The organism is Sphingomonas swuensis, from assembly GCF_039538045.1.
In the GTDB taxonomy this organism is placed as follows: domain Bacteria; phylum Pseudomonadota; class Alphaproteobacteria; order Sphingomonadales; family Sphingomonadaceae; genus Sphingomicrobium; species Sphingomicrobium swuense.
Map to the genome: position 1 here is coordinate 2,712,375 of NZ_BAABBQ010000001.1, position 23,314 is coordinate 2,735,688.

The following is a 23,314-nucleotide window of genomic DNA, read 5'->3' on the forward strand; positions in this document are numbered from 1 at the left end:
TCAGTGGGTCGGGCAGTTGATCACCCGCGCCTTGGGGATGATTTCCGCCTCGCGCGGGTGGCGCGCCATCGGCGGGCGGCTGGGTCCCGCGCCGTCGCCGCGGCCGACCTGCGGGTCGAAGGACTGGCTGTCGGAGAGCGTCCGCAGCCGCCAGCTATCATCCTCGAGCCGACTGGCGATGAGGTGGCAGACCGCCTCGTCATGCTGGACGATGCCGTGCACCACCATCAGCCGCGCCCCCATCACCACCTTGCGCTGGGCGGCGAATGCGTCGGGCCAGACCACCAGATTGGCGGTCCCGGTCTCGTCCTCGAGCGTGATGAAGCAGACCCCCTTGGCGCTGCCCGGCCGCTGCCGGATCAGCACCAGCCCGGCGAGACTGACCCGCTTTCCGTAGCGGATCGCGCGCAGGTCCGAGGCGCGAACGAAGCCCTGCCGCGCATAATGGTCGCGCAGGAACTGCATCGGATGCGCCTTCAGGCTGAGCCGCACCGTCTGATAGTCACTGACCACATGCTCGGGCAGCGGCATGGCAGGGAGCACCGCCCTCTCCCGCTCCTCGCCTTCCTCACGGGTCCGGGCGGCTGCGAACAAGGGCAGCTCGGGCACCGGGCGGAGCGCTCGGGCATCCCACAGCGCCTGACGCCGGTCGAGCCCGATCGAGCGGAAGCAGTCGGCCTCGGCCAGCCGGACCACCGCATGCGGCGGCACCCCGCCCCGGCGATGGAGGTCCTCGACCGTAGCGCAGGGCGCAGAGGCGACGACCCGCGCCGCATCCATGGCGCGGAGACCCTCGACCTGGCGGAGACCGAGGCGGAGTGCGACGGCTTGGTCCTGCGTCCTTCGACTTCGCTCAGGACGAACGAGGTTGGGGCGCTCGGAATGAGCGAGCTGTGGTCGGGTCTCCTCCTCTCGTTCGTCCTGAGCGGAGCGAAGCGAAGTCGAAGGGCGCTCGACCTCCAGGCTGCAATCCCATCCGCTCTCGTTCACGTCGACCGGCAGCACCGTCACCCCATGCGCCTGCGCGTCCTTCACGATCTGCGCGGGAGCATAGAAGCCCATCGGCTGGCTGTTGAGCAACGCCGCCGCGAACGCCGCCGGATACTTCCACCGAAGCCAGCTCGAGACGTAGACGAGATGCGCAAAGCTCGCCGCGTGGCTTTCGGGGAAGCCATATTCGCCGAAGCCGCGGATCTGGTGGAAGCAGCGCTCGGCGAACTCGCGCTCGTAGCCGCGGGTGACCATCCGCTCGACCATCTTGTCCTGAAGCAGGTCGATCGTGCCGCGGCTGCGGAAGGTCGCCATCGCCTTCCTGAGCTGGTTGGCCTCGGCAGAGCTGAACCGCGCCGCGTCGAGCGCGATCTTCATCGCCTGCTCCTGGAACACCGGGACGCCCAAAGTCCGCTTGAGGATCCGCTCCAGCTCGTCGGGGGGACCATGTTCGGGCGCGGGCCGGGGGTAGATGACCGGTTCCTTGCCCTGCCGGCGCTTGAGGTAGGGGTGCACCATGTCGCCCTGGATCGGTCCCGGGCGGACGATCGCGACCTCGATCACCAGATCGTAGAAGCAGCGCGGGCGGAGCCTTGGCAGCATGTTCATCTGCGCCCTGCTCTCGATCTGGAACACGCCCAGCGAATCGCCCTTGCAGAGCATGTCGTAGACGCGGGGCTCCTCGCGCGGGACGGTGGCGAGGTCCCACTTTTCGCCATGCACTTCCTCGATCAGCCCGAAGCATTTTCGGATGCAGGTCAGCATGCCGAGTGCCAGCACGTCGATCTTGAGGATGCCCAGTTCCTCGATGTCGTCCTTGTCCCACTCGATGAAGGTCCGGTCGGGCATCGCGCCGTTGCCGACCGGCACCGTGTCGATCAGCGGGCGCTCGGTCAGGATGAACCCGCCGACATGCTGGCTGAGGTGGCGCGGCATTCCGATCAGCTGCTCGGCCAGCTTGATGGTCCGGGCGAGATGCGGGTCGGTGAGGTCGAGGCCGGCTTCCTGCACATGGGTCTCGGTGACGTCCTCGCCCCATCCCCAGATCGTCCCGGAGATCGCCGCGCAAATGTCCTCGGACAGGCCCATCACCTTGCCCACCTCGCGGATCGCCGAGCGCGGACGATAGTGGATGACGGTGGCGGCGAGGCCGGCGCGGTCGCGACCATATTTCGAGTAGATGTGCTGGATCACCTCCTCGCGCCGCTCATGCTCGAAGTCGACGTCGATGTCGGGCGGCTCCTTGCGCTCTTCGGAGATGAAGCGCTCGAACAGGAGGTCGGTGTCGGCCGGATCGACCGCAGTCACCTTGAGGCAGTAGCAGACCGCGCTGTTGGCCGCGCTCCCTCGCCCCTGGCAGAGGATCGGCGGCTCGCAGCTCCGCGCGAAGTCGACGATCGAATGCACCGTCAGGAAGTAGCGCGCGAAGTCGAGCTTCTCGATCAGCGCGAGCTCGTGGCGGATTTGCCGGTCCACTTTGTCGGGAATACCATCCGGATAGCGGTCGGCCGCGCCTTGCCAGGTGAGGTGGAACAGCTGTTCCTGCGGGGTGCGGCCCTCGGGCACGCTCTCGCGTGGATATTCGTACTTGAGTTCGTCGAGGCTGAAGTCGAGCGCGTCGGCGAAGTCGCGGGTCGCGGCGAGCGCGTGCGGCCAGCGCTCGAACAACCGCGCCATCTCCTCCGGAGACTTGAGGTGCCGCTCGGCATTGGCGTGGAGCCGGAGCCCGGCGCTCGCCAGCGTCACCTTTTCGCGGATGCAGGTCAGGACATCCTGCAGCGGGCGCTTGTGGCGGGCATGGTAATGGACGTCGTTGGTGGCAAGGATGGTCCCGCCGATGCTCGCCGCGATCCGGTCGAGCCGCTCGATCCGCGCGAGGTCGTCCCCGCGGTAGAGATGCGTCGCGGCGACATGGCGGAGTCCGGGCAGCGCCGAGCGGATTGCAGGAAGCTGCGCCTCGAAGACGTCGAGGTCCTCGCCCGGCCATGCGATGAAGGCGATTCCCTCGGCATGGTCGGCGACATCGGCGAGTGTCAGCACGCACTCCCCCTTCTCCGCCCTCCCCTGCCCCAGGCTGAGCAGCCGCGACAGCCGGGCATAGCCTTCCCGGTCGCGCGGGTAGGCGAGAAGGTGGATGCTCTCTTCCCCCCTCTCGCTTGCGGGAGGCGCCGGGGGAGGGGTTGCCGGAACCAGCCGCAACAGGCCCTCCCCTTCGGCGCCGCGCGCCTCTTCCCCTCCCGTGGGCGGGGGAGGGTCAGCAACATCCACCACCAGCCGCGCGCCGATCAGTGGCCTCAATCCGGCGCCCTTGCAGGCGCTGTGCATCCGTACGACCCCGGCCAAGCTGTTCCAGTCGGCCACCCCGATCGCGTCCATCCCCTGCTCGAGCGCGGTCAGCACCAGCTCGATCGAATCCGACGCCCCGCGAAGGAAGCTGAACGGCGTCGTCACCCCCAATTCGACGAACGGTGCCTTGGGGATGAAGGGCGCCGGCCCATCCTCGCGGACCAGCTTTCGGCGGGCGAAGCCTTCCTGTTCGGGCATCAGTCGAACAGCCCGTGGACGAACCAGCAGGGCGCGCCGCCGCGGCCATCGTCGACCAGCCCCTCGCGGAAGATCCAGAAGCGTCGGCCCTCGCCGTCCTCGACCCGGTAATAGTCGCGCAGCCGGGCGGTCGAGGCCGAGCGCCACCACTCCGGGGCCACACGTCGAGGTCCCTGAGCCCGGGCGATGTCGTGCACCTTGCGCCGCCACACGAACCGCCGCGGCAGCCCTTCGGGAGTGGCGTAGATGACCGCGATGGCCTCGGGGGAATCGAGCAGTCGGGCGGGGACCTGCTCCCCCTCCCGCCTGCGGGAAGAAATTCGCTTGTCCGCGACGACAGGCTTTCCCGCAATCGCGAGGGGAGTATCGATCCCCTCGCGCCAGCCCGCCGCACGTTCGGGCAGGTGGCTCTCGACCGCCACCGGCACCCGCACCTTGGCCGGGCCCAGTCGGACGCTCAGCCGGTCGATCAGCGCCGCGACCGCCATCTCGCCCGAAGGTTCGCCGACCAGCGCTTCCTGCGCCGAGTCGAGCCGCTCCCACCAGCGCACCTCGAGCAGGAAGGCGTCGATCCCGAAGCCGGGGTCGAGCCCGACCCGCTCCAGCACGCCGCCGAGCAGCCGGTGGAGATGGCCCGGCTCGCGCGTGGGGATCGAGGTTGAGACCTGGACCTCGCTGGTGGTCCCGTCGACCCGAAAGGCGGTCAGGAACAGGTGGCGCGCGCCGAGCTTGCGGCGCTCCAGCTCGGCCGCGAGCCTCGGCACCAGCAGGTTCAGCGCCTGCGCTCCCGCCTCGGGATGAACCACCGGCTCCTTGATCGGAAGCAGCGCCCGCGGCGGCGGGTCGTCGGGCAGCGGGGTCAGCGGCTCCGGCCGGCGGCCAAGCGCCCGATCGAGCGCGTCGAGCGGATGCGCGTCCTTGGGAAAGCGTCGCGCCAGCGCCTTGCGCGGAACACCGGCGAGGTCGCCGACGGTCTTGAGCCCGAGCCGGACCAGAGTCTGGGTAGCGAGCGGGCTGAGCCGAAGGGCCGACACCGGCAGCGGGGCGAGCAGTTGGGCGAGCCGGTCGACCGTGGCGGTGCGGACCTCCGGCTCGTAGCGCGCCAGCGCCCAGGCCGCTCCGGCGGTGGGCGCGATCGCCGCTCGCGCGCTCACCCCCATGGCGGCGAAGCGGGCTTCCATGTCGGAGATCAGCGCCCGCTCGCCGCCGAACAGGTGCGCCACCCCGCTGACGTCGAGCCGCAACGCGTCGCTTCCGTCGTCCTCGACCAGCGGCGACCAGCGTGACGCCCAGCGCGCCGCCGCGCGAAGCCAGGCGGTCTCGCCGGCGACGTCGGCTGCCTCGGCCTCGAGTCCGGGGTCGAGCGCCCGGGCGTCGGTCAGCCTTGATCCGACACGTGCCCCGCGCTCGCGCGCAGTCAGAGTGACGGCATGGATCAGCGGCCCGTGCCGTCCCTCGACGGTGAGGACCAGCGGCCGCGCCGCCGCCTCAGCCGGTGCGCCGCTGAGACTCGCCCAGCGCTCGATCGCCAGGTTCGGCAGCCACAGCGAGCAGATCCGCCGGGTCATGCCCGACCACCCACGAGGCCGGTGCCCGCCGTCGCGAGCGGAACAGCTCGGCGGCCCAGCGTGGGCTGCCCGGGGCCTTGGGATCGAATGGGTGGACGGCGCTCGGCGCACTCGCCAGCCGCCAGCGCTCGCGCGCGCCGCTGAGCCCGGCATGGCCGCCCGGACGGACCAGCCAGCAGGAAACCCCCATCCGCTCCGCCGCCACTGCCAGCCGGCGGGTGGCGGTGAAGTCGAGCGCCTGAGGATCGCCCCATATCTCGCCCACGACCCCGCTCAGCGCCGAACATCGGAGGCCCTCCTCCATCGCCCACAGCGCGGACTTGGCGTCCTTCGCCTCGACATGGATGAGCTGGTCGGCAAGCCGACCGATCCCGGCCGCATGGACCCGCCCGCCCTCGAGGATCGCCATCCGCTCCTGCACCCAAAGCAGGGGACCCGAAGTGCCGAGTTGGGCCAGGACGAACCCGCTCCATCCCCCATCGCGCGGGGATGAGGGGAAGAGTTCGGACAGGATCGGCTCGCCTGCGAACGCGGAAGCCCCACTGCTGGCCGGCTCGACCGGACGTGCCGGAGGAGGCACCGCGCCCCGGCCTTTGCCGGGAAACGACACCTCTTCAGCCGCACGGCTTCCGCCGCCGGCGACCAGGCGAAACCTTGGATCCACACGACTCACAACGCTGATGTTCTGCTTTTGTTCTTATTCGCGCGACTCCGTGAACGGAGTCAACGGGGCGACTCGTCAGCCCCTGGAAAGCAGCGCCGCTTCCTCGCGGCATACCGCTTCGGCGAAGCGCGCGACCGGTCGGAGGGTGGGGCTTGTGCCGCGCATCGCATAGTCCCCCGCGTCGGCCAGGCAATTGGCCACGGCCGATGCGACGATCCGGCGGAATGCGACAGCGGGCTCGCCCGTCCGCCCAAGTGCCGCAAGCTGCGCCGCGTCGAGCGGCAGCAGCTCGGCCGAAGGCAGCAGGTCCAGCCTGCGCCCGGCAAGGTTGAGTTGCGCCCCGATCCCCCGGTGGTTGGCCGCGATCCGGCGAGCCAGGGTTGCAACCGTCGGTGCCCGCCGCTCCGCAAGCTCGGCCGCGCGCACCAGCAGCAGGCTGCGCGACGCACTCACCGCCATGTAATCGGCCGCGGTCGCCACCGGCCGCTCGGGCTCTACTACCATCGGCGGCCGCGCCGGTTCGCGAACCGGCGGCCGGGTCGCGCAACCCGCGAGCAGCGCAACTCCGACGAGAGTGACCGCGAGCCTCACCGCCCGATCATCGCCTCCGGCCGAACGACCCGGTCGAAGGTCTCGGCATCGACCAGCCCGAGCTCGAGCCCGGCTTCCTTGAGGCTCTGTCCCTTCTTGTGGGCATGCTTGGCGATGCTCGCGGCATTGTCGTAGCCGATCTCGGGCGCGAGCGCGGTGACCAGCATCAGGCTGCGCGCCACGAGCTCGCGGATATGCTCCTCGTTGGCGGTCATCCCCTCGACACAGCGCTCGGCGAAGCTGACCATCGACACCGACAGGAGCTCGACCGAACGAAGCACGTTCGATCCGATCAGCGGCATGAAGACGTTGAGCTCGAAGTGGCCCTGCATCCCGCCGATCGTCAGTGCCTGGCCGTTGCCGACCACCTGCGCGCAGACCATCGTCAGGCTCTCGACCTGGGTTGGATTGACCTTGCCGGGCATGATCGAGCTGCCCGGCTCATTCTCGGGCAGGCTGAGTTCGCCAAGGCCCGAGCGCGGGCCCGACCCGAGGAAGCGAATGTCGTTGCCGATCTTGTTCAGCGCCACGGCCAGCGTGACGAGCGCGCCGTGGAAGAAGACGAGGCCGTCACGCGCCGCCATCTCGGCGAACTTGTTGGGCGCGGGGTGGAAGGCGCTGCCGGCGATGTCGCTGATCGCCGCGCACATGTCCTCGGCCCAGCCTTCGGGCGCGTTGAGGCCGGTGCCGACCGCGGTACCGCCAATGGCGAGCTTCCGAAGGTTGCCCTCGAGCGCACCCTCGATGCGCGCGCGGCAGCTCCTCAGCTGCGCGGCATAGCCAGAGAATTCCTGGCCAAGCGTCAGCGGGGTCGCGTCCTGGGTATGGGTGCGGCCGATCTTGACGATATGGTCCCACTCGGCCGTCTTGGCTTCGAGGGCAGTCGTCAGCCGCTCGAGTGCCGGATAGAGCTGCTGCTCGGCGGCGAGCACCGCCGCGACGTGGAGTGCGGTCGGGAAGCTGTCGTTCGAGCTCTGGCTCTTGTTGACATGGTCGTTGGGGTGGACCGGACTCTTGCCGCCGCGGGCGCCGCTCAGCGCCTCGTTGGCAAGCCCGGCGATCACCTCATTGACGTTCATGTTGGTCTGGGTGCCGCTTCCGGTCTGCCAGATCGAAAGAGGAAATTGATCGTCATGGCGACCAGCGATGATCGCCGCCGCCGCCGTCTCCATCGCATCGGCGAGCGTGCCGTCGAGCCCGTGCCTGCGGTTCACCCGTGCCGCCGCCTGCTTCACGATCGCCTGCGCGTGGACCAGCCCGAGCGGCATCCGCTCACGCTCGCCGAACGGGAAGTTGCCGAGGCTGCGCTGGGTCTGAGCGCCCCAGTAGCAGTCGGCAGGAACCTCGATCGGTCCGAAGCTGTCGGTCTCGGTGCGGGTAGCCTGGCTCATTTTCCTCCGTCACCCCGGGCGTGGCCGGAGTCTGCCTGTTCTTCAGTCAGGCGGTGCTAAAGAGGAAGGCGGACCCTGGATCAAGCCCGGGGTGACGACCTGAACCGGTCGTTACTTCTTCCGCGTGAAGTCCACCGAGACGACGTTGGACCCGTCCTCGGCCGGCCGCACCGACGGGCCGTCATTCTCGGGCACGTCATGCTCCTCGTGCCCCTCGTTCTCGGCGCCGTTGGCCTGGAACTTGAGGCTGAAGTCGACCGCCGGGTCGACGAAGTCGGTGACCGCCGCGAAGGGCACCCGAAGCGTCGAGGGTACTCCGCCGAAGCTGAGGCCGACCGTGAAATAGTCGGGCGCGACGTGAAGGTCCCAGAAGCGGTGCTGGATGACGATGGTCATCTCGTCGGGAAAGCGCTGGGCGAGATGCTTGGGGATCTCGACGCCGGCCATCCGGGTCCGGAAGGTGATGTAGAAATGATGTCCGCCGGGCAGACCGCCGGTCTTCTCGACCGTCGTCAGCACGCGCCCGACGACGTCGCGCAGCGCCTCCTGAACGATCTCGTCGTAAGGAATCAGGCTCTCATTGCTCTCGTCGGACATGGCTCGCCCGTGGTAGCGGGGTCGCTAAGAGGGTCAACCCGGGGAATCTCGTCAACCATGCCGATCGATCATCACCAGCCGTACGACGACAGCAACATCTTTGCCCGTATTCTCCGCGGGGAACTGCCTGCGACAAAGGTGCTGGAGACCGAGCACAGCCTCGCCCTTCACGACATCAACCCGCTGGCACCCGTGCATGTGCTGGTGATCCCCAAGGGAGCCTATGTCAGCTGGGACGACTTCGCCGCCAACGCGTCCGAGGCCGAGATCGCCGACTTCGTCCGGGCGATCGGCGAGACCGCGCGGAAGGTCGGGGCCGAGCCGCAAGGCTATCGAATGCTCGCCAACACCGGCAAGCGCGCCGGCCAGGAGGTTCCGCACCTCCACGTCCACCTGTTCGGCGGCCAGCCGCTCGGACCGATGCTGGCACGCTGAGCCTCTTGTGACAGAGGGATTGCACCGGGAGAACTAGCCGCTAGGCTCCCGCGCAATCTCAGTATCCAAGTTCTCGGGGGAGCCTTCATGGCCAGTGTCGCGCCAAAGAAGAGTTTGATCGGGCGAATGTTCGCCCGCAAGTCGATTGCACAGGTCCAGCAGGAGTCCGCGTCGAGCGAACTCAAGCGGACCCTGGGCAAGTGGAACCTGCTGCTGCTCGGCGTCGGCTGCATCATCGGCGCGGGCATCTTCGTCCGCACCGGAAGCGCCGCGGCGCTTCATGCCGGACCGGCCGTGCTGCTGTCCTTCGTCGTCGCCGGCATCGTCTGCGCCTTCGCCGGCCTTTGCTACGCCGAGCTCTCCTCGACGCTCCCGGTCTCCGGTTCGGCCTACACCTACGGCTACACCACGCTGGGCGAGTTCGTGGCCTGGATCATGGGTGCGCTGCTGCTTCTCGAATATGGTCTCGCGGCATCGGTCGTTGCGGTTGGCTGGGGCGGATATGTGGTCAGCCTCTTGGCCGACTTCGGCCTCGTCATCCCGCCGCAGTTCACTGGTCCGGCCGGCTACACGCTGATGCGTGACGGCGCGCCGGTGCTGATCAACGGCGCCACTGTCACCACCCTGTTCAACCTGCCCGCCTTCCTCATCTGCCTCGCCCTCTCGGTGCTGCTGGTGGTCGGCGTGTCGGAATCGGCCAAGGTCAACAACGCCATCGTCGCGATCAAGGTCAGCGTGCTGGTCGCCTTCATCGTCGTCGGCGGCCTCATCGTCCTCTCGAACTTCGGCGATCTGGTGGCCAAGAACTGGACCCCGTTCATTCCGGAGAACACCGGCGACGGCCAGTTCGGCGTCGACGGCATCATGCGCGCCGCCTCGATCGTCTTCTTCGCCTACATCGGCTTCGAGGCCGTTTCGACCGCGGGTCAGGAAGCCAAGGATCCGAAGCGCGACATGCCCTTCGGCATCATCGGCAGCCTGATCGTCTGCACCGTCATCTACATGCTGGTGGCGGCGATCATGACCCTGCTCGTGCCTTACGCCCAGCTCAACGTGCCGGACCCCGTCGCGGTCGTCGTCGACAACTTCGGCCCGACCTGGAGCTGGCTCGCCAAGATCATCAAGGTCGGCGCGATCATCGGCCTGACCTCGGTTGTGCTGGTGCTGATGTATGCCCAGACCCGCATCTTCTACACCATGGCCCGCGACGGCCTGCTGCCGAAGGTGTTCGCGACGGTCCATCCGCGCTTCAAGACGCCCTACATCAACACCATCCTCGTCGGCATCATCACCGCCGTCGCGGCGGGCTTCTTCGACATCAACGTGCTCGGCGACATGACCTCGGTCGGAACGCTGGCGGCCTTCGCCATCGTCTGCCTGTCGGTCATCTACCTCCGCCGCTCGGCGCCCGAGCTGCCGCGCGGGTTCAAGGTGCCGCTCTATCCGGTCCTGCCGGTGCTCGGGATCCTGTCCTGCCTGTACCTGATCACCACCGTTCCCTGGAACGTGCTGGTCTTCTTCATCTGGTACATGCTCGGGATGACCGCGCTCTACTTCGTCTACGGCATGCACAACAGCGAGCTCGCCAAGGGCCACGCGGTGACCGCCGACGGCGAGATGCCTTACTATCCGGAGGACAATCCGGACGGTGGCACCGTCACCCGCGACTGAGCGGACACGCAAAAAGAAAGGGGCCGGTGCAGCGATCCACCGGCCCCTTCTCTTTGCCTTGCGGCGGCGGTCCTAGAGGAGGTCGCCCGCCAGCGCCTTGAGGTCCTTCTCGGGCCGCGCGCCATAATGCTGGATGACCTCGGCGGCGGCGATCGCGCCCAGCTTGAGGCTGGCTTCGAGGCCAAGGTTGCGGGCCTGCCCCGCAAGGAAGCCAGCGGCGAACAGGTCGCCAGCCCCGGTGGTGTCGACCAGCTGGTCGATCGGCTCGGCCGGAACCGACGCGCGCTCCCCGCCTGCAACCGCGACGGCACCCTGCTCGCTTCGGGTCACCACCAGCAGCGGCACCTTGGCCGACAGGCTGGCGAGGCCGGTGTCGAAGTCCGCCTCGCCGGTCATGGCGGCAAGCTCGGCTTCGTTGGCGAAGAGGATGTCGACCTTCTTCTCGTCGAGCAGCCGGTGAAAGCCGTCGCGGTGCCGATCGACGCAGAAGGTGTCGCTCAGCGTGAAGGCGACCTTGCGGCCGGCCTCGCGCGCCGCGCCGATCGCCGCCTCCATCGCCGCACGCGGAACTTCCGGATCCCACAGATAGCCCTCGAGGTAGAGGATGCCGGCCGAGCGCACCGCCTCGAGATCGATCGCCTCCGGAGCCAGCTGCTGCGCCGCGCCGAGGAAGGTGTTCATCGTCCGCTGCGCATCGCCGGTGACGAGGATCAGGCAGCGCGCGGTGGCTCCGACGTCGCTCCGCGCCGGCGTGTCGAAGGTGACTCCGAGGCTGCGGATGTCGTGACGGTAGATGGCGCCAAGCTGGTCTTCGGCGACCTGCCCGATGAAACCAGCCCGAATACCAAGCGCGGCGAGCCCGGCGGCGGTGTTGCCCGCCGAGCCGCCGCTCGCCTCGCGCCCGGGCCCCATCAGCCCGTACAGCCGCTCGGCCTCGGCCTCGTCGATCAGCCGCATCGAGCCCTTGGCCAGTTGCTGCTCCGACAGGAACGCATCGTCGGCATCGGCGATGACGTCGACGATGGCATTGCCGATGGCGAGGACGTCGAGGGTTGGCTCGGTCATTGGAAATCCTTGGATGGAAAGCGCAAGCGCGGGCGGGTAGCGGCAGCGGCCTTGCCAGTCCAGCAAGTGGGCGGCAGAGCCATGCCCATGCGTCGCCTGCTTCCCTTCGCCGCCCTGTCCGTCGCCGCCTGTGCCGGCACCCCGCCGCCGGCGCCGACGCCTCAGCCCGCTTCGCTTCCGGCCCAGCCGACAGAGCGCGGTGCCCTGATCGGCCGAAGCCAGGCCGAACTCGTCGCTCGGCTGGGCAATCCGACCTTTCAGGTGCGCGAAGGCATCGGCCTCAAGCTCCAGTGGCAGAACGACCGCTGCGTGATCGATGCCTATCTCTACCCGCCGGCGAGCGGCACTGGGGTCGCCACTGCCACCCATGTCGACAGCCGGCGACCGCTCAGCGGCGACGATCTTCCACAGGACGCCTGCCTAGCGAGCTTCTCCGGTTAGGCACTGCCCGGCCCAGACGGCTGCCTCGGCAACCACCGGGTCATCGCTCGCCGCATGCCTATGTACCTGCGGCAGCAGCGCGGCATCGCCGCTGTTGCCCGCCGCGATCAGGCAATTTCGCAGGAAGCGTGCAACCCCGATCCGCTTGATCGGCGATCCCGCGAACAGCGCTCGGAAGCCTGCATCGTCGAGCAGCAGGAGGTCGCCCAGCGCAGGCGCCGCCAGCTCGGCGCGCGGCAGGAAGGCCTTGTTCGCCCGCCCCGCCTCAGCGAACCGGTTCCATGGGCAAGCCGCGAGGCAGTCGTCGCAACCATAGATGCGATTGCCCATCGCAGCCCGGAACTCGAGCGGGATCGGCCCGTGATGCTCGATCGTCAGGTAGGAAATGCACCGTCGCGCATCGATCCGGCGGGGTGCGTCAATCGCACCTGTCGGGCAGGCAACCATGCAGCGCGAGCAGCTTCCGCAATGATCGCTGGCGACTTCGTCGGGCTCGATCTCCAGTTCGGTGAAGATGATCCCGAGAAACATCCAGTTGCCATGCTCGCGGCTCAGGAGGTTGGTGTGCTTGCCCTGCCAGCCGATCCCGGCCGCCCCCGACAGCGGCTTCTCCATGACGGGCGCGGTGTCGACGAACACCTTGAGGTCGCTGGGGATGGTGTCGACGATGAAGCGGGCGAGCGCCTTCAGCGCCTTCTTGACCGTCTTGTGATAGTCCGCGCCCTGCGCATAGACGCTGATCCTGGCGCACGATGGCTCGGCCTCGAGACGCCGGGGATCCTCCGCCGGTGCGTAGCTCATGCCGAGCGCGATGATGCTCTTTGCCTCGGGCCACAGCGCCTGCGGATGCGCGCGCTGGCCGCTTCGCTCCTCCATCCACCCCATTGTGGCGTGTCGCCCCTCGGCCAGCCATTCGCGAAGTCGCTCCCCCGCTTCCGGGACCGCGTCGGCACGCGCGAAGCCACAGGCGACGAAGCCCAGCCGCTCCGCCTCCGCTCGTATCTGTTCCTTAAGGCTTGCAGGGCCAAGCACATGCTTCCACTACAAGCGCGACGGGCGGAGGACCAGACGAGTGCTGCAGCAGGCCAGTGGCGGCGACACGGCGGTCGAGGCCCATGATCTCGTCAAGACCTTCGGCGACAAGCGCGCGGTCGACGGCGTCAGCCTGGCGGTCCCGACCGGCACCATCTTCGGCCTGCTCGGCCCCAATGGAGCTGGCAAGACGACCTCGCTCCGCATGCTGCTCGGGATCATCGATCCGGACAGCGGCACCCGCCGGCTGCTTGGGCGCGAGCGGCCGCTCGAGGCCGCGCGTGAGGTCGGCTACCTGCCTGAGGAACGCGGCCTCTATCCCGCCATGCCTGTGCGCGAAGCGATCGCCTTCATGGGCGCGCTCCGTGGGCTGCCGCTTGCCGAAAGCCGTCGGCGCGCCGATGTCCTGCTCGCCGAGCGCGACCTGTCCGACTGGTCGACCAAGCCGATCCGCACCCTGTCCAAGGGAATGGCGCAAACCGTCCAGCTGCTCGGCACCCTCATCCACCGCCCGCGACTGATCGTCCTCGATGAACCCTTTTCAGGGCTCGACGCGATCAACCAGGAGAAGCTCGAGAGCCTGATCCGCGCCGAAGCGGCCGGCGGCGCGACGGTGATCTTCTCGACCCACGTCATCGCCCATGCCGAGCGGCTGTGCGAGCGGATCGCGATCATCGCGCAGGGCAAGGTTGCCTTTGCCGGAGCGGTCGACGCCGCTCGCGACCGGCTCCGGCCGATCGTCCGGTTGCGCACCCGGGCCGAGGACGGGCCGTGGCGCTCGGCTCTCCCGCCCGAGGCACGCTGGACCGGTCGCGAATGGCGCTTTGAGCTTCCGCCTGAAGGTCCCGAGCCACTGCTCCGCGCGCTTCTCGCCGGCGAGGCGGGGATCGAGACGCTGTCGATCGAGCGCCCCGGCCTTCACGACGCCTTCGTCGCCATCGCGGGCGAGGCCGCGGCCGAGGCGATGGGCCGCGGAGGAGACACCCAATGACCCTGCCCCCGCTCGGCCGCCTCGCCGCGGCCTTCGTCATCGGTCGCCGCGATTATGGCGCGACCGTCTTCTCCAAGACCTTCCTCCTGTTCCTTCTCGGGCCGCTGTTCCCGATCCTGCTCGTACTGCTCTTTGGCACGATCGGCGCGCGCGCCGCTGACGACGTTGAGCAGCCGAGGGTCGCGATCGCTGCTCCTTCGTCGCTGTTCGCCGCCTATGCCGCTGCCGCCGAGGAACTCGACAGCCTTCCGGGCCAGCCCGGCCTGCCACTGCTTGAGCGGGTTGATCCCGCCACCGATCCCGAGCGGCTGCTGCAGGCTCCGAACTCGCGCTACAGCGCGGTCCTGACCTTCCCGGCCGGGCGACCGCACCTGACGGGAGGCATGAGCTGGAAGCATCCGACCTACGGCCAGATGAAATTGCTCGTCAGCTGGGTCGAGCGCGGCAAGCCGGCGGTCGCCGAGCTCGGCATGACGACCATCCGGGCGACCGGCGGAACCACCCACCAGGCGCGCTCGGTCACCGCCCGCGGGGCGCAGGCCCTGCTTTTCCTCCTGACCCTGCTGCTCTCGACCATGCTTCTCAGCCAGCTGATCGAAGAGAAGTCGAACAAGGTCATCGAGGTGCTCGCCGCGGCCGTGCCGGTCGAATCGATCTTTATCGGCAAGCTGTTCGCGATGCTCTGCGTCAGCCTGACCGGGATACTGGTTTGGGGCGGCGTGGCGCTGTCCGTACTCCTGCTGCTCGCGCCGGCGGGGATTCTCACGGCCCTGCCCGCTCCGGCGGTCGGCTGGCCCGCCTATCTGCTCCTCGGCGCCGCCTATTTCACGATGAGCTATCTGCTGATCGGCGGGGCCTTCCTCGCGATCGGCGCACAGGCTTCGACGGTTCGCGAGGTGCAGACGCTCTCGATGCCGATCACCATGTCGCAAGTCGGGCTGTTCGCCCTCGCCAGCTTCGCCATCGCCGACATGAACGGCCCGTCGGGCATCGCCGCGGCAGTGTTTCCGCTCTCATCGCCATTCGCGATGATTGCCCGCGGCGCGCTCGATCCGGCGCTGTGGCCGCACCTGATCGCCGTCGCTTGGCAGGCCTTGTGGATCGCGCTCATCCTCAAGGGGGCTGCCGCCTGGTTCCGCCGCTCGGTTCTGAGCGGGCCCGGAAAGAAGCCGCCGATCTTCCGCCGTCGCTCCGCCACCGCGAGCCGCTAGGCGGCGGCCTTGACCTCGTACATCGCGCGGTCGGCGCGGGCGATCACCGCCTCGGGCGTATCCTCCGCCTCTACCTCGGCGATGCCGATCGCCGCCGAAAGCGGGATGGCCCGCCCCTCGAAGGTGAATTGAGTCCCGGCGAGGGCATCGGTCAGGCGCGCCGCCGTCTCCGACGCGAGATCGAGGTCAACCCGCTCGAGCAGCACCGCGAACTCGTCCCCACCGAATCGCGCCACGCAGTCGCTCTGCCGCACCCCGCTCATCAGAAGCTCGGCGATGTGGATCAGCGCCGCGTCGCCGGCATCATGCCCGAAGCTGTCGTTGAGCATCTTCAGACCGTCGACGTCGACGAACAGGACCGCCCCCTGGTCACCGTAGCGCGCCACCCGGTCGATCAGGCTGGCAAGCTGCCGCTCGAACCCGCGCCGGTTGGGCAGCGGTACCAGCGGATCCTGGTGCGCCAGCCGGTCGAGCTCGCCGCACTGTCGCTCGAGCCGGGCTACCTCGCCACGCAGGCGCGCGATCTCTTCCCGCAGCGCCAGCGGATCGTCGTTGGGGAAGTGACTCACGTCAGTCATCGGACGGCGGCTGCATAACCCAGATCAACCGGCTTGGGGAGCCGGGTGACAGCGTCGGCCTGCGGCACTAGAGCAGGGCCCTGATCGCACGGGGGCAGGAGCGGAATGGACGTCGGGATCATCATGGGCAGCCGGTCCGACTGGGAGACGATGCGGCATGCCGCATCGATGCTCGAGGAACTTGGCATAACCCATGAAGCAAAGGTCGTGTCCGCGCATCGCACTCCCGCGCGGCTGTACGATTATGCGACAGGCGCGAAGGCGCGCGGGCTCAAGCTGATCATCGCCGGAGCGGGCGGCGCGGCGCATCTTCCGGGCATGGCCGCAAGCATGACCAGCCTCCCGGTTCTCGGTGTTCCGGTCGAGAGCAAGGCGCTGAGCGGTCTCGATAGCCTGCTGTCGATCGTCCAGATGCCCGGGGGCGTGCCCGTCGCGACGCTCGCCATCGGCAAGCCCGGCGCGATCAACGCCGCGCTCCTTGCCGCCTCCATCCTCGCGCTCGGTGATCCCGCTCTTGCCGGACGGCTCGATGCCTGGCGCGCGGCGCAGACCGAGGCCGTCGGAGAAAGCCCCGAATGATCGCGCCGGGCGGCACCATCGGCATTGTCGGTGGCGGCCAGCTTGGCCGGATGCTGGCGCTGGCCGCGGCTCCGCTGGGCTACCGGGTCCACGTCTTCGACCCGCATGAGCGGCCCTGCGCCGCCGACGTGTCCGCCGGCTTCACCCGCGCCGCCTTCGACGACGTCTCCGCCCTCGAGCGCTTCGCGGCGGCCTGCGACGTCGTCACCTACGAGTTCGAGAACTTGCCCGTCGGACCGCTTGCGACCATCGCCGGCAAGCTCCGCCCCGGCACTGCCAGCCTGTCGATCGCCCAAGACCGCGATGCCGAGAAGAGCTTTGTCCGCGACTCCGGAGGGCAGCCGGCCGAGTGGCGGACGATCGATAGCCAGGACGACGTCGAGCAGGCTTGGACCGACCTTGGCGGACCATTGATCCTCAAGACCCGCCGTGACGGCTATGACGGCAAGGGCCAGGCCTGGCTCCGCACCGAAGAAGACGTAAGGGGCGCTTGGACCCGTCTCGGCGGGCGACCGCTGATCGCCGAGAAAGTGGTCGCTTTCGAGGCCGAATTCTCGGTCGTCCTTGCCCGCGGCCTCGATGGCGCGGTTGCCTTCTTCGACTCCCCACGCAACCACCACGAGGATGGCATCCTCCGCCGCTCCGAGCTTCCCGCCGGTCCCGTGGTGGAAGCACAGCAGGCGGCCGCGCGCTTGCAGGCGGCCCGCATCGCCGAGCGGCTCGGCCATGTCGGCGTGCTCACCGTCGAGTTCTTCGCCGCCGAGGGTGGCCCCTTCGTCAACGAGATCGCCCCCCGGGTCCATAACAGCGGACACTGGACGATCGAGGGCGCCGCCACCTCGCAGTTCGAACAGCACATCCGCGCCATCTGCGGCCTTCCGCTCGGCTCGACCGCGCTGCGCTCGCCCAAGGTGACGATGGACAATCTCATCGGCAACGACGTCGACCGCTGGCCCGAGCTCGTCGCCGAGCCCGGCGCCGCCCTGCACCTCTACGGCAAGGGCGAGGCCCGCCCCGGCCGCAAGATGGGCCACGTCACCCGCCTCGGCTGAGCCGAGGCTCTCCGCCTTCACCGACCAAGAAGAAAGGCCCGGAGCATCGCTGCCCCGGGCCTTCTGTCTGTCCTCCGCGAGGTCGCGGCCTAGCGGCCCTGGATGACCTCGACCGGGATGCCGAGCTTGTCGAGCTGCGGCTTGACCTTGGCGGCGTCGCCGACGACCAGCCAGGTGAAGCGCTGCGAGTCGACCGCGGCCTTCAGCGCCGGAACCAGCTGCCCGACGGCAAGTGCCTGGTAGCGGCGACCGAGCTGCTCCTGGTAGGTGTCCGGCCGGCCGAGCATGGCGTTCTGCATCATCGCGCCCAGCACCGCCGAGCCGGTCTCGAACTGGCCGGGAAGCGACTTGACGTTGCTGCTGACTAGCCGCCCCAGTTCCTCTTCGGTGATCGGCTTCGATCCGTAGAGGTCCGCGATCTGGCTGTTGAGCGCAGCGATCGACTCACCCGTGCGGTCGGACTGCACCGGCGCATTGATGCCATAGGCAACGTTGTTCTCGTTGAGCGAGAAGTTGCCGCCGACGCCGTAGCTCCAGCCCTTGGTCTCGCGCAGGTCGGCGTTGAAGCGCGACAGGAAGTTACCGCCGAGCACTTCGGAACCCGCCTGCGCCGTCAGGATGTCGGCGTTCGACTTGAGGTCGGTCAGCTGGATCGCCCGAATGATCGACTGGGGCGAGCCCGGCCGGTCGACGAGGTAGATCTTGGCGCCCGAGACCGCCGGCGGCGCGACGTTGAACGCCTTCACCCCCTTGGCCACGCCGGCAGGTGCGGCCCAGTTGCCGAAGCGGCTTTCGAGCTGCGCGCGGACGTCGGCCAGCGGCAGGTTCGAGACCACGAAGATCTCGAGATTGTCGGGCCGTAGCCACTTCTGCTGGAAGGCCACCGCATCGGCGCGGGTGAAGCGCGTCACCGCCGCCGGATCGCCCGCTCCGACCGTCGCATAGGGGTGGTTCGCCCCATAGACGAGCGTCGGCAGGGTCCGCGCCGCGATCGACGCCGGATCCTTCTGCGCGTTGGCGATCCCGGCCAGCGTCTGGCTCTTCAGCCGGTCGAAATCGGCCTGCGCGAAGGAGGGCTGCTCGACGATCGTCTCGAGCAGGTCGAGCGATGGCGCCAGATTGGCCGACAGCGCCGACCCCAGCACGACCGTGCGGTCGAGGCTGCTGGCCACGCTATAGTCCATGCCGAGCTCCTCGCGGCGTTCGGCGATCTGCTGCGCGGTCATTCCGCCCGCACCCTCGTCGAGCAGGTTGGTGGTCAGCGACCCAAGGCCGCGCGCAGTCGGCGCATCGGCCGAATTGCCGGCATTGAACGACAGCGCCATCTGCGTCAGCGGCACCGCGTTGCGGCGGGCGTAGGTCACCTTGATGCCGTTGCTGAGCGTCGCGCGCTCGACCGTCGGGAAGTCGAGGTCGGCGAAGGTGCCGAGCCCCGGCACTTCGCGCTTGGTCGAAGGCGGCGGGGCACCGGCAGCGCTGGGCGTGCCGCCCTTGGCTTCGTCGGTCGCGGGACGCTCGCCCGGCTCGAGCCGGACCTTGAGCGCCGGCCGGGTCAGCCACTGGCGGGTGACCGCATTGACCTGCGCCGGGGTCACCGCCGCGTAGCGGTCGAGCTCGGTGCGATACCAGTTGGCGTTGCCGGCATAGAGCTGGCCCTCGGCCAGCGCAGTCGCCTTGCCGCCGAAGCCGCCGACCTGCTCGAGCCCGCGGATCTGGCTGGCGACGAGGCTGGTCGAGGCGCGCTTCAGTTCGGCCTGGGTCGGGCCCTTGGCAATGAAGTCGGCGACGATCTCGTCGAGCCGCCTTTCGACCACCGACGGATCGACTCCCGGCCGAACCACCGCCTGCACCGAGAAGGTGCCGACGCGATGCATCGCGCTGGCGCCGGCCGAAGCCTGCACCGCAAGCTTCTCGTCACGCACCAGCGTGTTGCTCAGCCGCGACGAGGCCAGTCCGCCGAGGACCGAACCGGCGAGGTCGAGCGCCGCCGTGCTCTTGTCGAGCATCCCCGGCACCGCCCACCAGCGCGACACGAGGGTGGTCGCGACCTTGTCCTTGAGGACGAGCGAGCGGCCCGTGGCCGCCGGCACGCTCGCCTGGGCTGGGGTATTCACCGGACCGCGCTTGATCGCGCCGAAATACTTCTCGACCAGCGGCCGCGCCTCGGCGGCGCTGAGGTCGCCCGCAAGCACCAGCACGGCGTTGTTCGGGCCGTAATTGTCGCGGAACCACTTCTGCGCGTCAGCAAGGCTCGCGGCGTCGAGGTCGGCCATCGAGCCGATCGGGATGTGATGATAGGGGTGCCCGGCGGGGAAGAGGTTCTTGTAGACCTCGGGATAGACCATCCCGCCCGGCTGGTTGTCGTAGCGCTGGCGCTTCTCGTTCTGGACGACGCCGCGCTGATTATCGAGCTTGTCCTGCGTCAGCGCGCCGAGCAGATAGCCCATGCGATCGCTCTCGAGGAACAGCGCGCGGTCGAGCGCCGCCTTGGGCACCGTCTGGAAGTAGTTGGTCCGGTCGGCGCTGGTGGTGCCGTTCTCGTCGGTGGCGCCCATTTCCTGGAGCCACTTGAAGGTGTCGCCCGGCATGTTCTCCGACCCGTTGAACATCAGATGCTCGAAGAGGTGGGCGAAGCCGGTCTTGCCCGCGGGCTCGTCCTTAGCGCCGACATTGTACCAGGTGCTGACCGCGACGATCGGGGCCTTGCGATCCTCGTGAACCACCACCGTCAGGCCGTTCTGCAGCTTGAACACGGTGTTGGGGATGCGGACTTCGCGCACCAGCGACGTCAGCGGGGCAGGAGCCTGGACGGTGGCGGCGGTCTGCGCGGCAGAAGCCGGAACCGCGAGCGCTCCGACCGACGCTCCCGCGAGCAGCAGGCCGAGCTGGGAAAGATGTCGCATGGGGTATTGGCTCCACGAAGAAATGAACGGCGAAGTGGTAGCCGCCCCGCCCGCCTGCGCAACCGCTATCGACAAACCGTCGAGAGCTTTCGACGAGCGACTGCAACCTGTTGCTGCGGCGGCACTTTCTCACTCCACCGGATGGCCATGCTGACAGCCGCGCACGACCCTGCTAGCGGGCGCACGACATGACCGACCTCAGCCGCATCCGCAATTTCTCGATCATCGCGCACATCGACCACGGCAAGTCGACGCTTGCCGACCGCCTCATTCTCAAGTGCGGCGGGCTGACCGAGCGCGAGATGACCCACGGTCAGGTGCTCGACAACATGGAGATCGAGCAGGAGCGAGGGATCACCATCAAGGCCCAGACCGTCCGCCTCGCCTATCAGGCGGCCGACGGCAACGCCTACACGCTCAACCTGATGGACACGCCCGGCCACGTCGACTTCGCATACGAGGTCAGCCGCAGCCTTGCCGCCTGCGAGGGCGCGCTGCTGGTGGTCGACGCCGCGCAGGGCGTCGAGGCGCAGACCCTCGCCAACGTCTACCAGTCGATCGAGCACGACCACGAGATCGTGCCCGTCATCAACAAGATCGACCTTCCCGCCGCAGAGCCCGACAAGGTCAAGGCCGAGATCGAGGAAGTGATCGGGCTCGACGCCAGCAACGCGGTCCTCACCAGCGCCAAGAGCGGGATCGGCATCGAGGAGGTGCTCGAGGCGATCGTCACCCGCATCCCGCCGCCCAAGGGCAATCGCGATGCGCCCTTGAAGGCGATGCTCGTCGACAGCTGGTACGACCCCTATCTCGGCGTCGTCATCCTCGTCCGGGTGATCGACGGCGCGATCCGCAAGGGGCAGGAGATCGTCTTCATGGCGGCCGGCACCCGCCACCTGATCGACCGCGTCGGCTGCATGAACCCGAAGCTGCAGTTGCTGCCCGAGCTCGGGCCAGGCGAAATCGGGATCATCACGGCGCAGATCAAGGAAGTCGCGCAGACCCGCGTCGGCGACACCATCACCGACGCCCGCAAGCCGACCGCCGAGCCGCTTCCCGGCTTCAAGGAAGTCCAGCCGGTCGTCTTCTGCGGCCTGTTCCCGGTCGATGCCGCCGACTTCGAGAAGCTCCGCGAGAGCATCAGCAAGCTCAGGCTCAACGACGCCAGCTTCTCCTTCGAGACCGAGAGCAGCGCCGCATTGGGCTTCGGCTTCCGCTGCGGCTTTCTCGGCCTTCTCCACCTCGAGATCATCCAGGAGCGGCTGACCCGCGAATATGACCTCGACCTCATCACCACCGCGCCGAGCGTCGTCTACACTCTCCACCTGTCGCATTCGAAGAACGAGGATGCGAAGACGATCGAGCTCCACAATCCGGCCGACATGCCCGATCCCAATCGGATCGAGACCATTGAGGAGCCCTGGATCGAGGCGGTCATCTACGTCCCCGACGAATATCTCGGGCCGATCCTCAAGCTCTGCCAGGATCGCCGCGGCATCCAGAAAAACCTGACCTATGTCGGCGGCCGCGCCCAGCTCACCTACGAGCTTCCGCTGAATGAGGTGGTGTTCGACTTCTACGACCGGCTGAAGAGCATGTCGAAGGGCTATGCCAGCTTCGACTACCATCAGATCGGCACGCGCGAGGGCGACCTCGTCAAGATGAGCATCCTCGTCAACGAGGAGCCGGTCGACGCCTTGAGCATGATCGTCCACCGCGGAACCGCCGAAGCGCGCGGCCGCGGGATGGTCGAGCGCCTCAAGGAGCTCATCCCCAGGCACATGTTCAAGATTCCGATCCAGGCCGCAATCGGAGGCAAGGTCATCGCCCGCGAAACCCTCTCCGCATTGCGCAAGGACGTCACCGCCAAATGCTACGGCGGCGATGCGACCCGCAAGCGCAAGCTTCTCGAGAAGCAGAAGAAGGGCAAGGCGCGGATGCGCGAGTACGGCAACGTCAGCATTCCGCAGGAGGCCTTTATCGCGGCCTTAAGGATGGGCGACGACAACTAGGGCGCCGCGTACCGGCGTGTTCTTCTGCCGGCCAGTATTGCCGGCAAGCGGATCCGAACAATGACCTGTTCCCTCCCGATTGTACGAGACCCGGGCGAGTTTTCGTGACTGACGATCTGGCTGATCGCGACCTGCCGGCAGCGGCGCTGTCCGAGCGCCAGAAGCTGTGCCTGCGCCTCGTCGGTCGGGGCATGACCTCGAAGGAGATCGCGCTCGAGACCGGTCTGACCCCCCAGACGGTCGACACCTACATAAAGGGTGCGATGGCACGCCTTTCGGCGAGCAATCGGCGCGATGCGGCGCGTATTCTCGCCGACGTGGAGATATCCCAACAAATGGGATCACCACCGCCAGCGGTTGTCAGCAGGTCGGCTTTTGTCGACCAACGGGGGGCAGCCGAGCGGAGAGTGGCAGCGTTGCTCGCTCCTCCGCCAATCGGTGGAAGACCCATTCAACTCACTGGTGTGCAGCGCACCAGGGCCATCCTTCGCGTCGCCCTAACCGCGGCGGTCGTCGTGTTTGCGCTCCTGCTGCTGATCACCGGCGTGCTGATGACCTTCCGCTGAGCGGCCGCCGGCGCGTTCCCGTCGAACGTCTCGACGCATAGGTGAATCATGATCGAACTGAAGCCCGGAGCAGGAATGGTGGTCGTGGCAGACGTCCGCAGCGCCTTCGCCTCGGTCGACGACGCCCTCCTCAGCCAGGCCCGGATGATCGTGTCGGTGCTTGAGGCCACGCAGAATGCCAACATCCCTGCGGGCCAGTCACAGCGGCTGCTCCGCTCGATGACCGACGGGATGAGTTCGACCGTCGAAGGCCGTGCGAAGATCTGCTCGGCGCTCGGCGAGATGCTCGAGATCAAGAAGAACAGCAACCTCGCCCCGGTCGGCTACGGCTGCCCGGTCGGCTGGGAAGATCTCAAGGCGTCGGCCGAGCCGGTCGAACGCAAGGCTCCGGCGAAGACGCTCGCCTGACCGCACTGACCAACGGGGGGTGGCA

20 protein-coding genes are annotated in these 23,314 nt (G+C 68.2%); 10 read left to right on the forward strand and 10 right to left on the reverse strand.

The window, feature by feature from the left end; all coding sequences use genetic code 11:
* The 6 genes from ABD727_RS13560 to ABD727_RS13585 form a co-directional block, all read right to left on the reverse strand.
* Complete coding sequence (locus ABD727_RS13560) at positions 1-3,534, reverse strand: error-prone DNA polymerase (RefSeq protein ID WP_344707918.1); 3,534 nt, start codon at positions 3,532-3,534, stop codon at positions 1-3.
* A complete protein-coding gene (locus tag ABD727_RS13565) occupies positions 3,534-5,102 on the reverse strand; it encodes a DUF6504 family protein (protein ID WP_344707919.1) in 1,569 nt (522 codons plus the stop codon). Before ABD727_RS13565 ends, ABD727_RS13560 begins: the two co-directional genes overlap by 1 nt.
* A complete protein-coding gene (locus ABD727_RS13570) occupies positions 5,023-5,523 on the reverse strand; it encodes an ImuA family protein (RefSeq protein ID WP_344707920.1) in 501 nt (166 codons plus the stop codon). The genes ABD727_RS13565 and ABD727_RS13570 overlap by 80 nt, the downstream gene beginning before the upstream one ends.
* A 318-nt stretch (positions 5,524-5,841) precedes the next feature.
* Positions 5,842-6,357, reverse strand: a complete 516-nt coding sequence (locus tag ABD727_RS13575) for a hypothetical protein (RefSeq protein ID WP_344707921.1) — start codon at positions 6,355-6,357, stop codon at positions 5,842-5,844.
* Positions 6,354-7,748 carry a class II fumarate hydratase gene (gene fumC, locus ABD727_RS13580; RefSeq protein WP_344707922.1) on the reverse strand — a complete coding sequence of 465 codons (1,395 nt, stop codon included), beginning with the start codon at positions 7,746-7,748 and terminating at the stop codon, positions 6,354-6,356. Before fumC ends, ABD727_RS13575 begins: the two co-directional genes overlap by 4 nt.
* 111 nt (positions 7,749-7,859) lie before the next feature.
* On the reverse strand, positions 7,860-8,345 hold the full coding sequence (locus tag ABD727_RS13585) for an SspB family protein (RefSeq protein WP_344707923.1): 486 nt from the start codon (positions 8,343-8,345) through the stop codon (positions 7,860-7,862).
* 57 nt (positions 8,346-8,402) lie between these two features.
* On the opposite strand from ABD727_RS13585, the gene ABD727_RS13590 reads away from it, so the two are divergent.
* On the forward strand, positions 8,403-8,780 hold the full coding sequence (locus tag ABD727_RS13590; RefSeq protein WP_344707924.1) for an HIT domain-containing protein: 378 nt from the start codon (positions 8,403-8,405) through the stop codon (positions 8,778-8,780).
* 87 nt (positions 8,781-8,867) lie between these two features.
* Positions 8,868-10,451: an amino acid permease gene (locus tag ABD727_RS13595; RefSeq protein ID WP_344707925.1), complete on the forward strand. Its 1,584-nt coding sequence runs from the start codon at positions 8,868-8,870 to the stop codon at positions 10,449-10,451.
* Positions 10,452-10,523: 72 nt separating this feature from the next.
* On the opposite strand, the gene ABD727_RS13600 is transcribed toward ABD727_RS13595, so the two are convergent.
* The gene (locus tag ABD727_RS13600) at positions 10,524-11,516 is read right to left on the reverse strand and encodes an adenosine kinase (protein ID WP_344707926.1); all 993 of its coding nucleotides are present in this window, start codon (positions 11,514-11,516) and stop codon (positions 10,524-10,526) included.
* Positions 11,517-11,603: 87 nt separating this feature from the next.
* Between ABD727_RS13600 and ABD727_RS13605 the strand changes: the two genes are divergently transcribed.
* Positions 11,604-11,957: a hypothetical protein gene (locus ABD727_RS13605; protein ID WP_344707927.1), complete on the forward strand. Its 354-nt coding sequence runs from the start codon at positions 11,604-11,606 to the stop codon at positions 11,955-11,957.
* Here ABD727_RS13605 and queG read toward each other — a convergent pair.
* Positions 11,937-12,989, reverse strand: coding sequence for a tRNA epoxyqueuosine(34) reductase QueG (queG, locus tag ABD727_RS13610; RefSeq protein ID WP_344707928.1), 1,053 nt, complete (start codon positions 12,987-12,989; stop codon positions 11,937-11,939). The genes ABD727_RS13605 and queG overlap by 21 nt on opposite strands.
* A 40-nt stretch (positions 12,990-13,029) precedes the next feature.
* Between queG and ABD727_RS13615 the strand changes: the two genes are divergently transcribed.
* Positions 13,030-13,980: an ABC transporter ATP-binding protein gene (locus ABD727_RS13615; RefSeq protein WP_425566793.1), complete on the forward strand. Its 951-nt coding sequence runs from the start codon at positions 13,030-13,032 to the stop codon at positions 13,978-13,980.
* A complete protein-coding gene (locus ABD727_RS13620; RefSeq protein ID WP_344707929.1) occupies positions 13,977-15,191 on the forward strand; it encodes an ABC transporter permease in 1,215 nt (404 codons plus the stop codon). The genes ABD727_RS13615 and ABD727_RS13620 overlap by 4 nt, the downstream gene beginning before the upstream one ends.
* Here the strand turns inward: ABD727_RS13620 and ABD727_RS13625 are convergent.
* A complete protein-coding gene (locus ABD727_RS13625) occupies positions 15,188-15,769 on the reverse strand; it encodes a GGDEF domain-containing protein (protein WP_344707930.1) in 582 nt (193 codons plus the stop codon). The genes ABD727_RS13620 and ABD727_RS13625 overlap by 4 nt on opposite strands.
* Before the next feature lie 105 nt (positions 15,770-15,874).
* On the opposite strand from ABD727_RS13625, the gene purE reads away from it, so the two are divergent.
* Together purE and ABD727_RS13635 are read left to right on the forward strand one after the other, a co-directional pair.
* Positions 15,875-16,348, forward strand: a complete 474-nt coding sequence (gene purE, locus ABD727_RS13630) for a 5-(carboxyamino)imidazole ribonucleotide mutase (protein WP_344707931.1) — start codon at positions 15,875-15,877, stop codon at positions 16,346-16,348.
* On the forward strand, positions 16,345-17,400 hold the full coding sequence (locus ABD727_RS13635; RefSeq protein WP_344707932.1) for a 5-(carboxyamino)imidazole ribonucleotide synthase: 1,056 nt from the start codon (positions 16,345-16,347) through the stop codon (positions 17,398-17,400). Before purE ends, ABD727_RS13635 begins: the two co-directional genes overlap by 4 nt.
* 89 nt (positions 17,401-17,489) lie before the next feature.
* Here the strand turns inward: ABD727_RS13635 and ABD727_RS13640 are convergent, their stop codons facing one another.
* Complete coding sequence (locus ABD727_RS13640) at positions 17,490-20,303, reverse strand: M16 family metallopeptidase (RefSeq protein ID WP_344707933.1); 2,814 nt, start codon at positions 20,301-20,303, stop codon at positions 17,490-17,492.
* A gap of 188 nt (positions 20,304-20,491) precedes the next feature.
* Here ABD727_RS13640 and lepA point away from each other — a divergent pair, with 188 nt between their 5' ends.
* The 3 genes from lepA (at position 20,492) to ABD727_RS13655 (ending at position 23,289) form a co-directional block, all read left to right on the forward strand.
* The gene (gene lepA, locus ABD727_RS13645; protein WP_344707934.1) at positions 20,492-22,315 is read left to right on the forward strand and encodes a translation elongation factor 4; all 1,824 of its coding nucleotides are present in this window, start codon (positions 20,492-20,494) and stop codon (positions 22,313-22,315) included.
* A 104-nt stretch (positions 22,316-22,419) separates the two neighbouring features.
* Positions 22,420-22,881: a helix-turn-helix domain-containing protein gene (locus ABD727_RS13650; protein WP_344707935.1), complete on the forward strand. Its 462-nt coding sequence runs from the start codon at positions 22,420-22,422 to the stop codon at positions 22,879-22,881.
* Positions 22,882-22,929: 48 nt separating this feature from the next.
* Positions 22,930-23,289 (forward strand): hypothetical protein, encoded by a 360-nt coding sequence (locus tag ABD727_RS13655; protein WP_344707936.1) that lies wholly within the window; start codon positions 22,930-22,932, stop codon positions 23,287-23,289.
* The last annotated feature ends 25 nt before the right edge of the window (positions 23,290-23,314 follow it).

Excerpts from the sequence above, each read along its gene's own strand:
- ABD727_RS13560 (WP_344707918.1), bottom strand. The coding sequence starts at position 3,534 with ATGCCCGAACAGGAAGGCTTCGCCCGCCGAAAGCTGGTCCGCGAGGAT.
- ABD727_RS13565 (WP_344707919.1), bottom strand. The coding sequence starts at position 5,102 with ATGACCCGGCGGATCTGCTCGCTGTGGCTGCCGAACCTGGCGATCGAG.
- fumC (WP_344707922.1), bottom strand. The coding sequence starts at position 7,748 with ATGAGCCAGGCTACCCGCACCGAGACCGACAGCTTCGGACCGATCGAG.
- ABD727_RS13585 (WP_344707923.1), bottom strand. The coding sequence starts at position 8,345 with ATGTCCGACGAGAGCAATGAGAGCCTGATTCCTTACGACGAGATCGTT.
- ABD727_RS13590 (WP_344707924.1), top strand. The coding sequence starts at position 8,403 with ATGCCGATCGATCATCACCAGCCGTACGACGACAGCAACATCTTTGCC.
- ABD727_RS13595 (WP_344707925.1), top strand. The coding sequence starts at position 8,868 with ATGGCCAGTGTCGCGCCAAAGAAGAGTTTGATCGGGCGAATGTTCGCC.
- ABD727_RS13600 (WP_344707926.1), bottom strand. The coding sequence starts at position 11,516 with ATGACCGAGCCAACCCTCGACGTCCTCGCCATCGGCAATGCCATCGTC.
- ABD727_RS13605 (WP_344707927.1), top strand. The coding sequence starts at position 11,604 with ATGCGTCGCCTGCTTCCCTTCGCCGCCCTGTCCGTCGCCGCCTGTGCC.
- ABD727_RS13620 (WP_344707929.1), top strand. The coding sequence starts at position 13,977 with ATGACCCTGCCCCCGCTCGGCCGCCTCGCCGCGGCCTTCGTCATCGGT.
- ABD727_RS13625 (WP_344707930.1), bottom strand. The coding sequence starts at position 15,769 with ATGACTGACGTGAGTCACTTCCCCAACGACGATCCGCTGGCGCTGCGG.
- purE (WP_344707931.1), top strand. The coding sequence starts at position 15,875 with ATGGACGTCGGGATCATCATGGGCAGCCGGTCCGACTGGGAGACGATG.
- ABD727_RS13635 (WP_344707932.1), top strand. The coding sequence starts at position 16,345 with ATGATCGCGCCGGGCGGCACCATCGGCATTGTCGGTGGCGGCCAGCTT.
- ABD727_RS13640 (WP_344707933.1), bottom strand. The coding sequence starts at position 20,303 with ATGCGACATCTTTCCCAGCTCGGCCTGCTGCTCGCGGGAGCGTCGGTC.
- lepA (WP_344707934.1), top strand. The coding sequence starts at position 20,492 with ATGACCGACCTCAGCCGCATCCGCAATTTCTCGATCATCGCGCACATC.
- ABD727_RS13655 (WP_344707936.1), top strand. The coding sequence starts at position 22,930 with ATGATCGAACTGAAGCCCGGAGCAGGAATGGTGGTCGTGGCAGACGTC.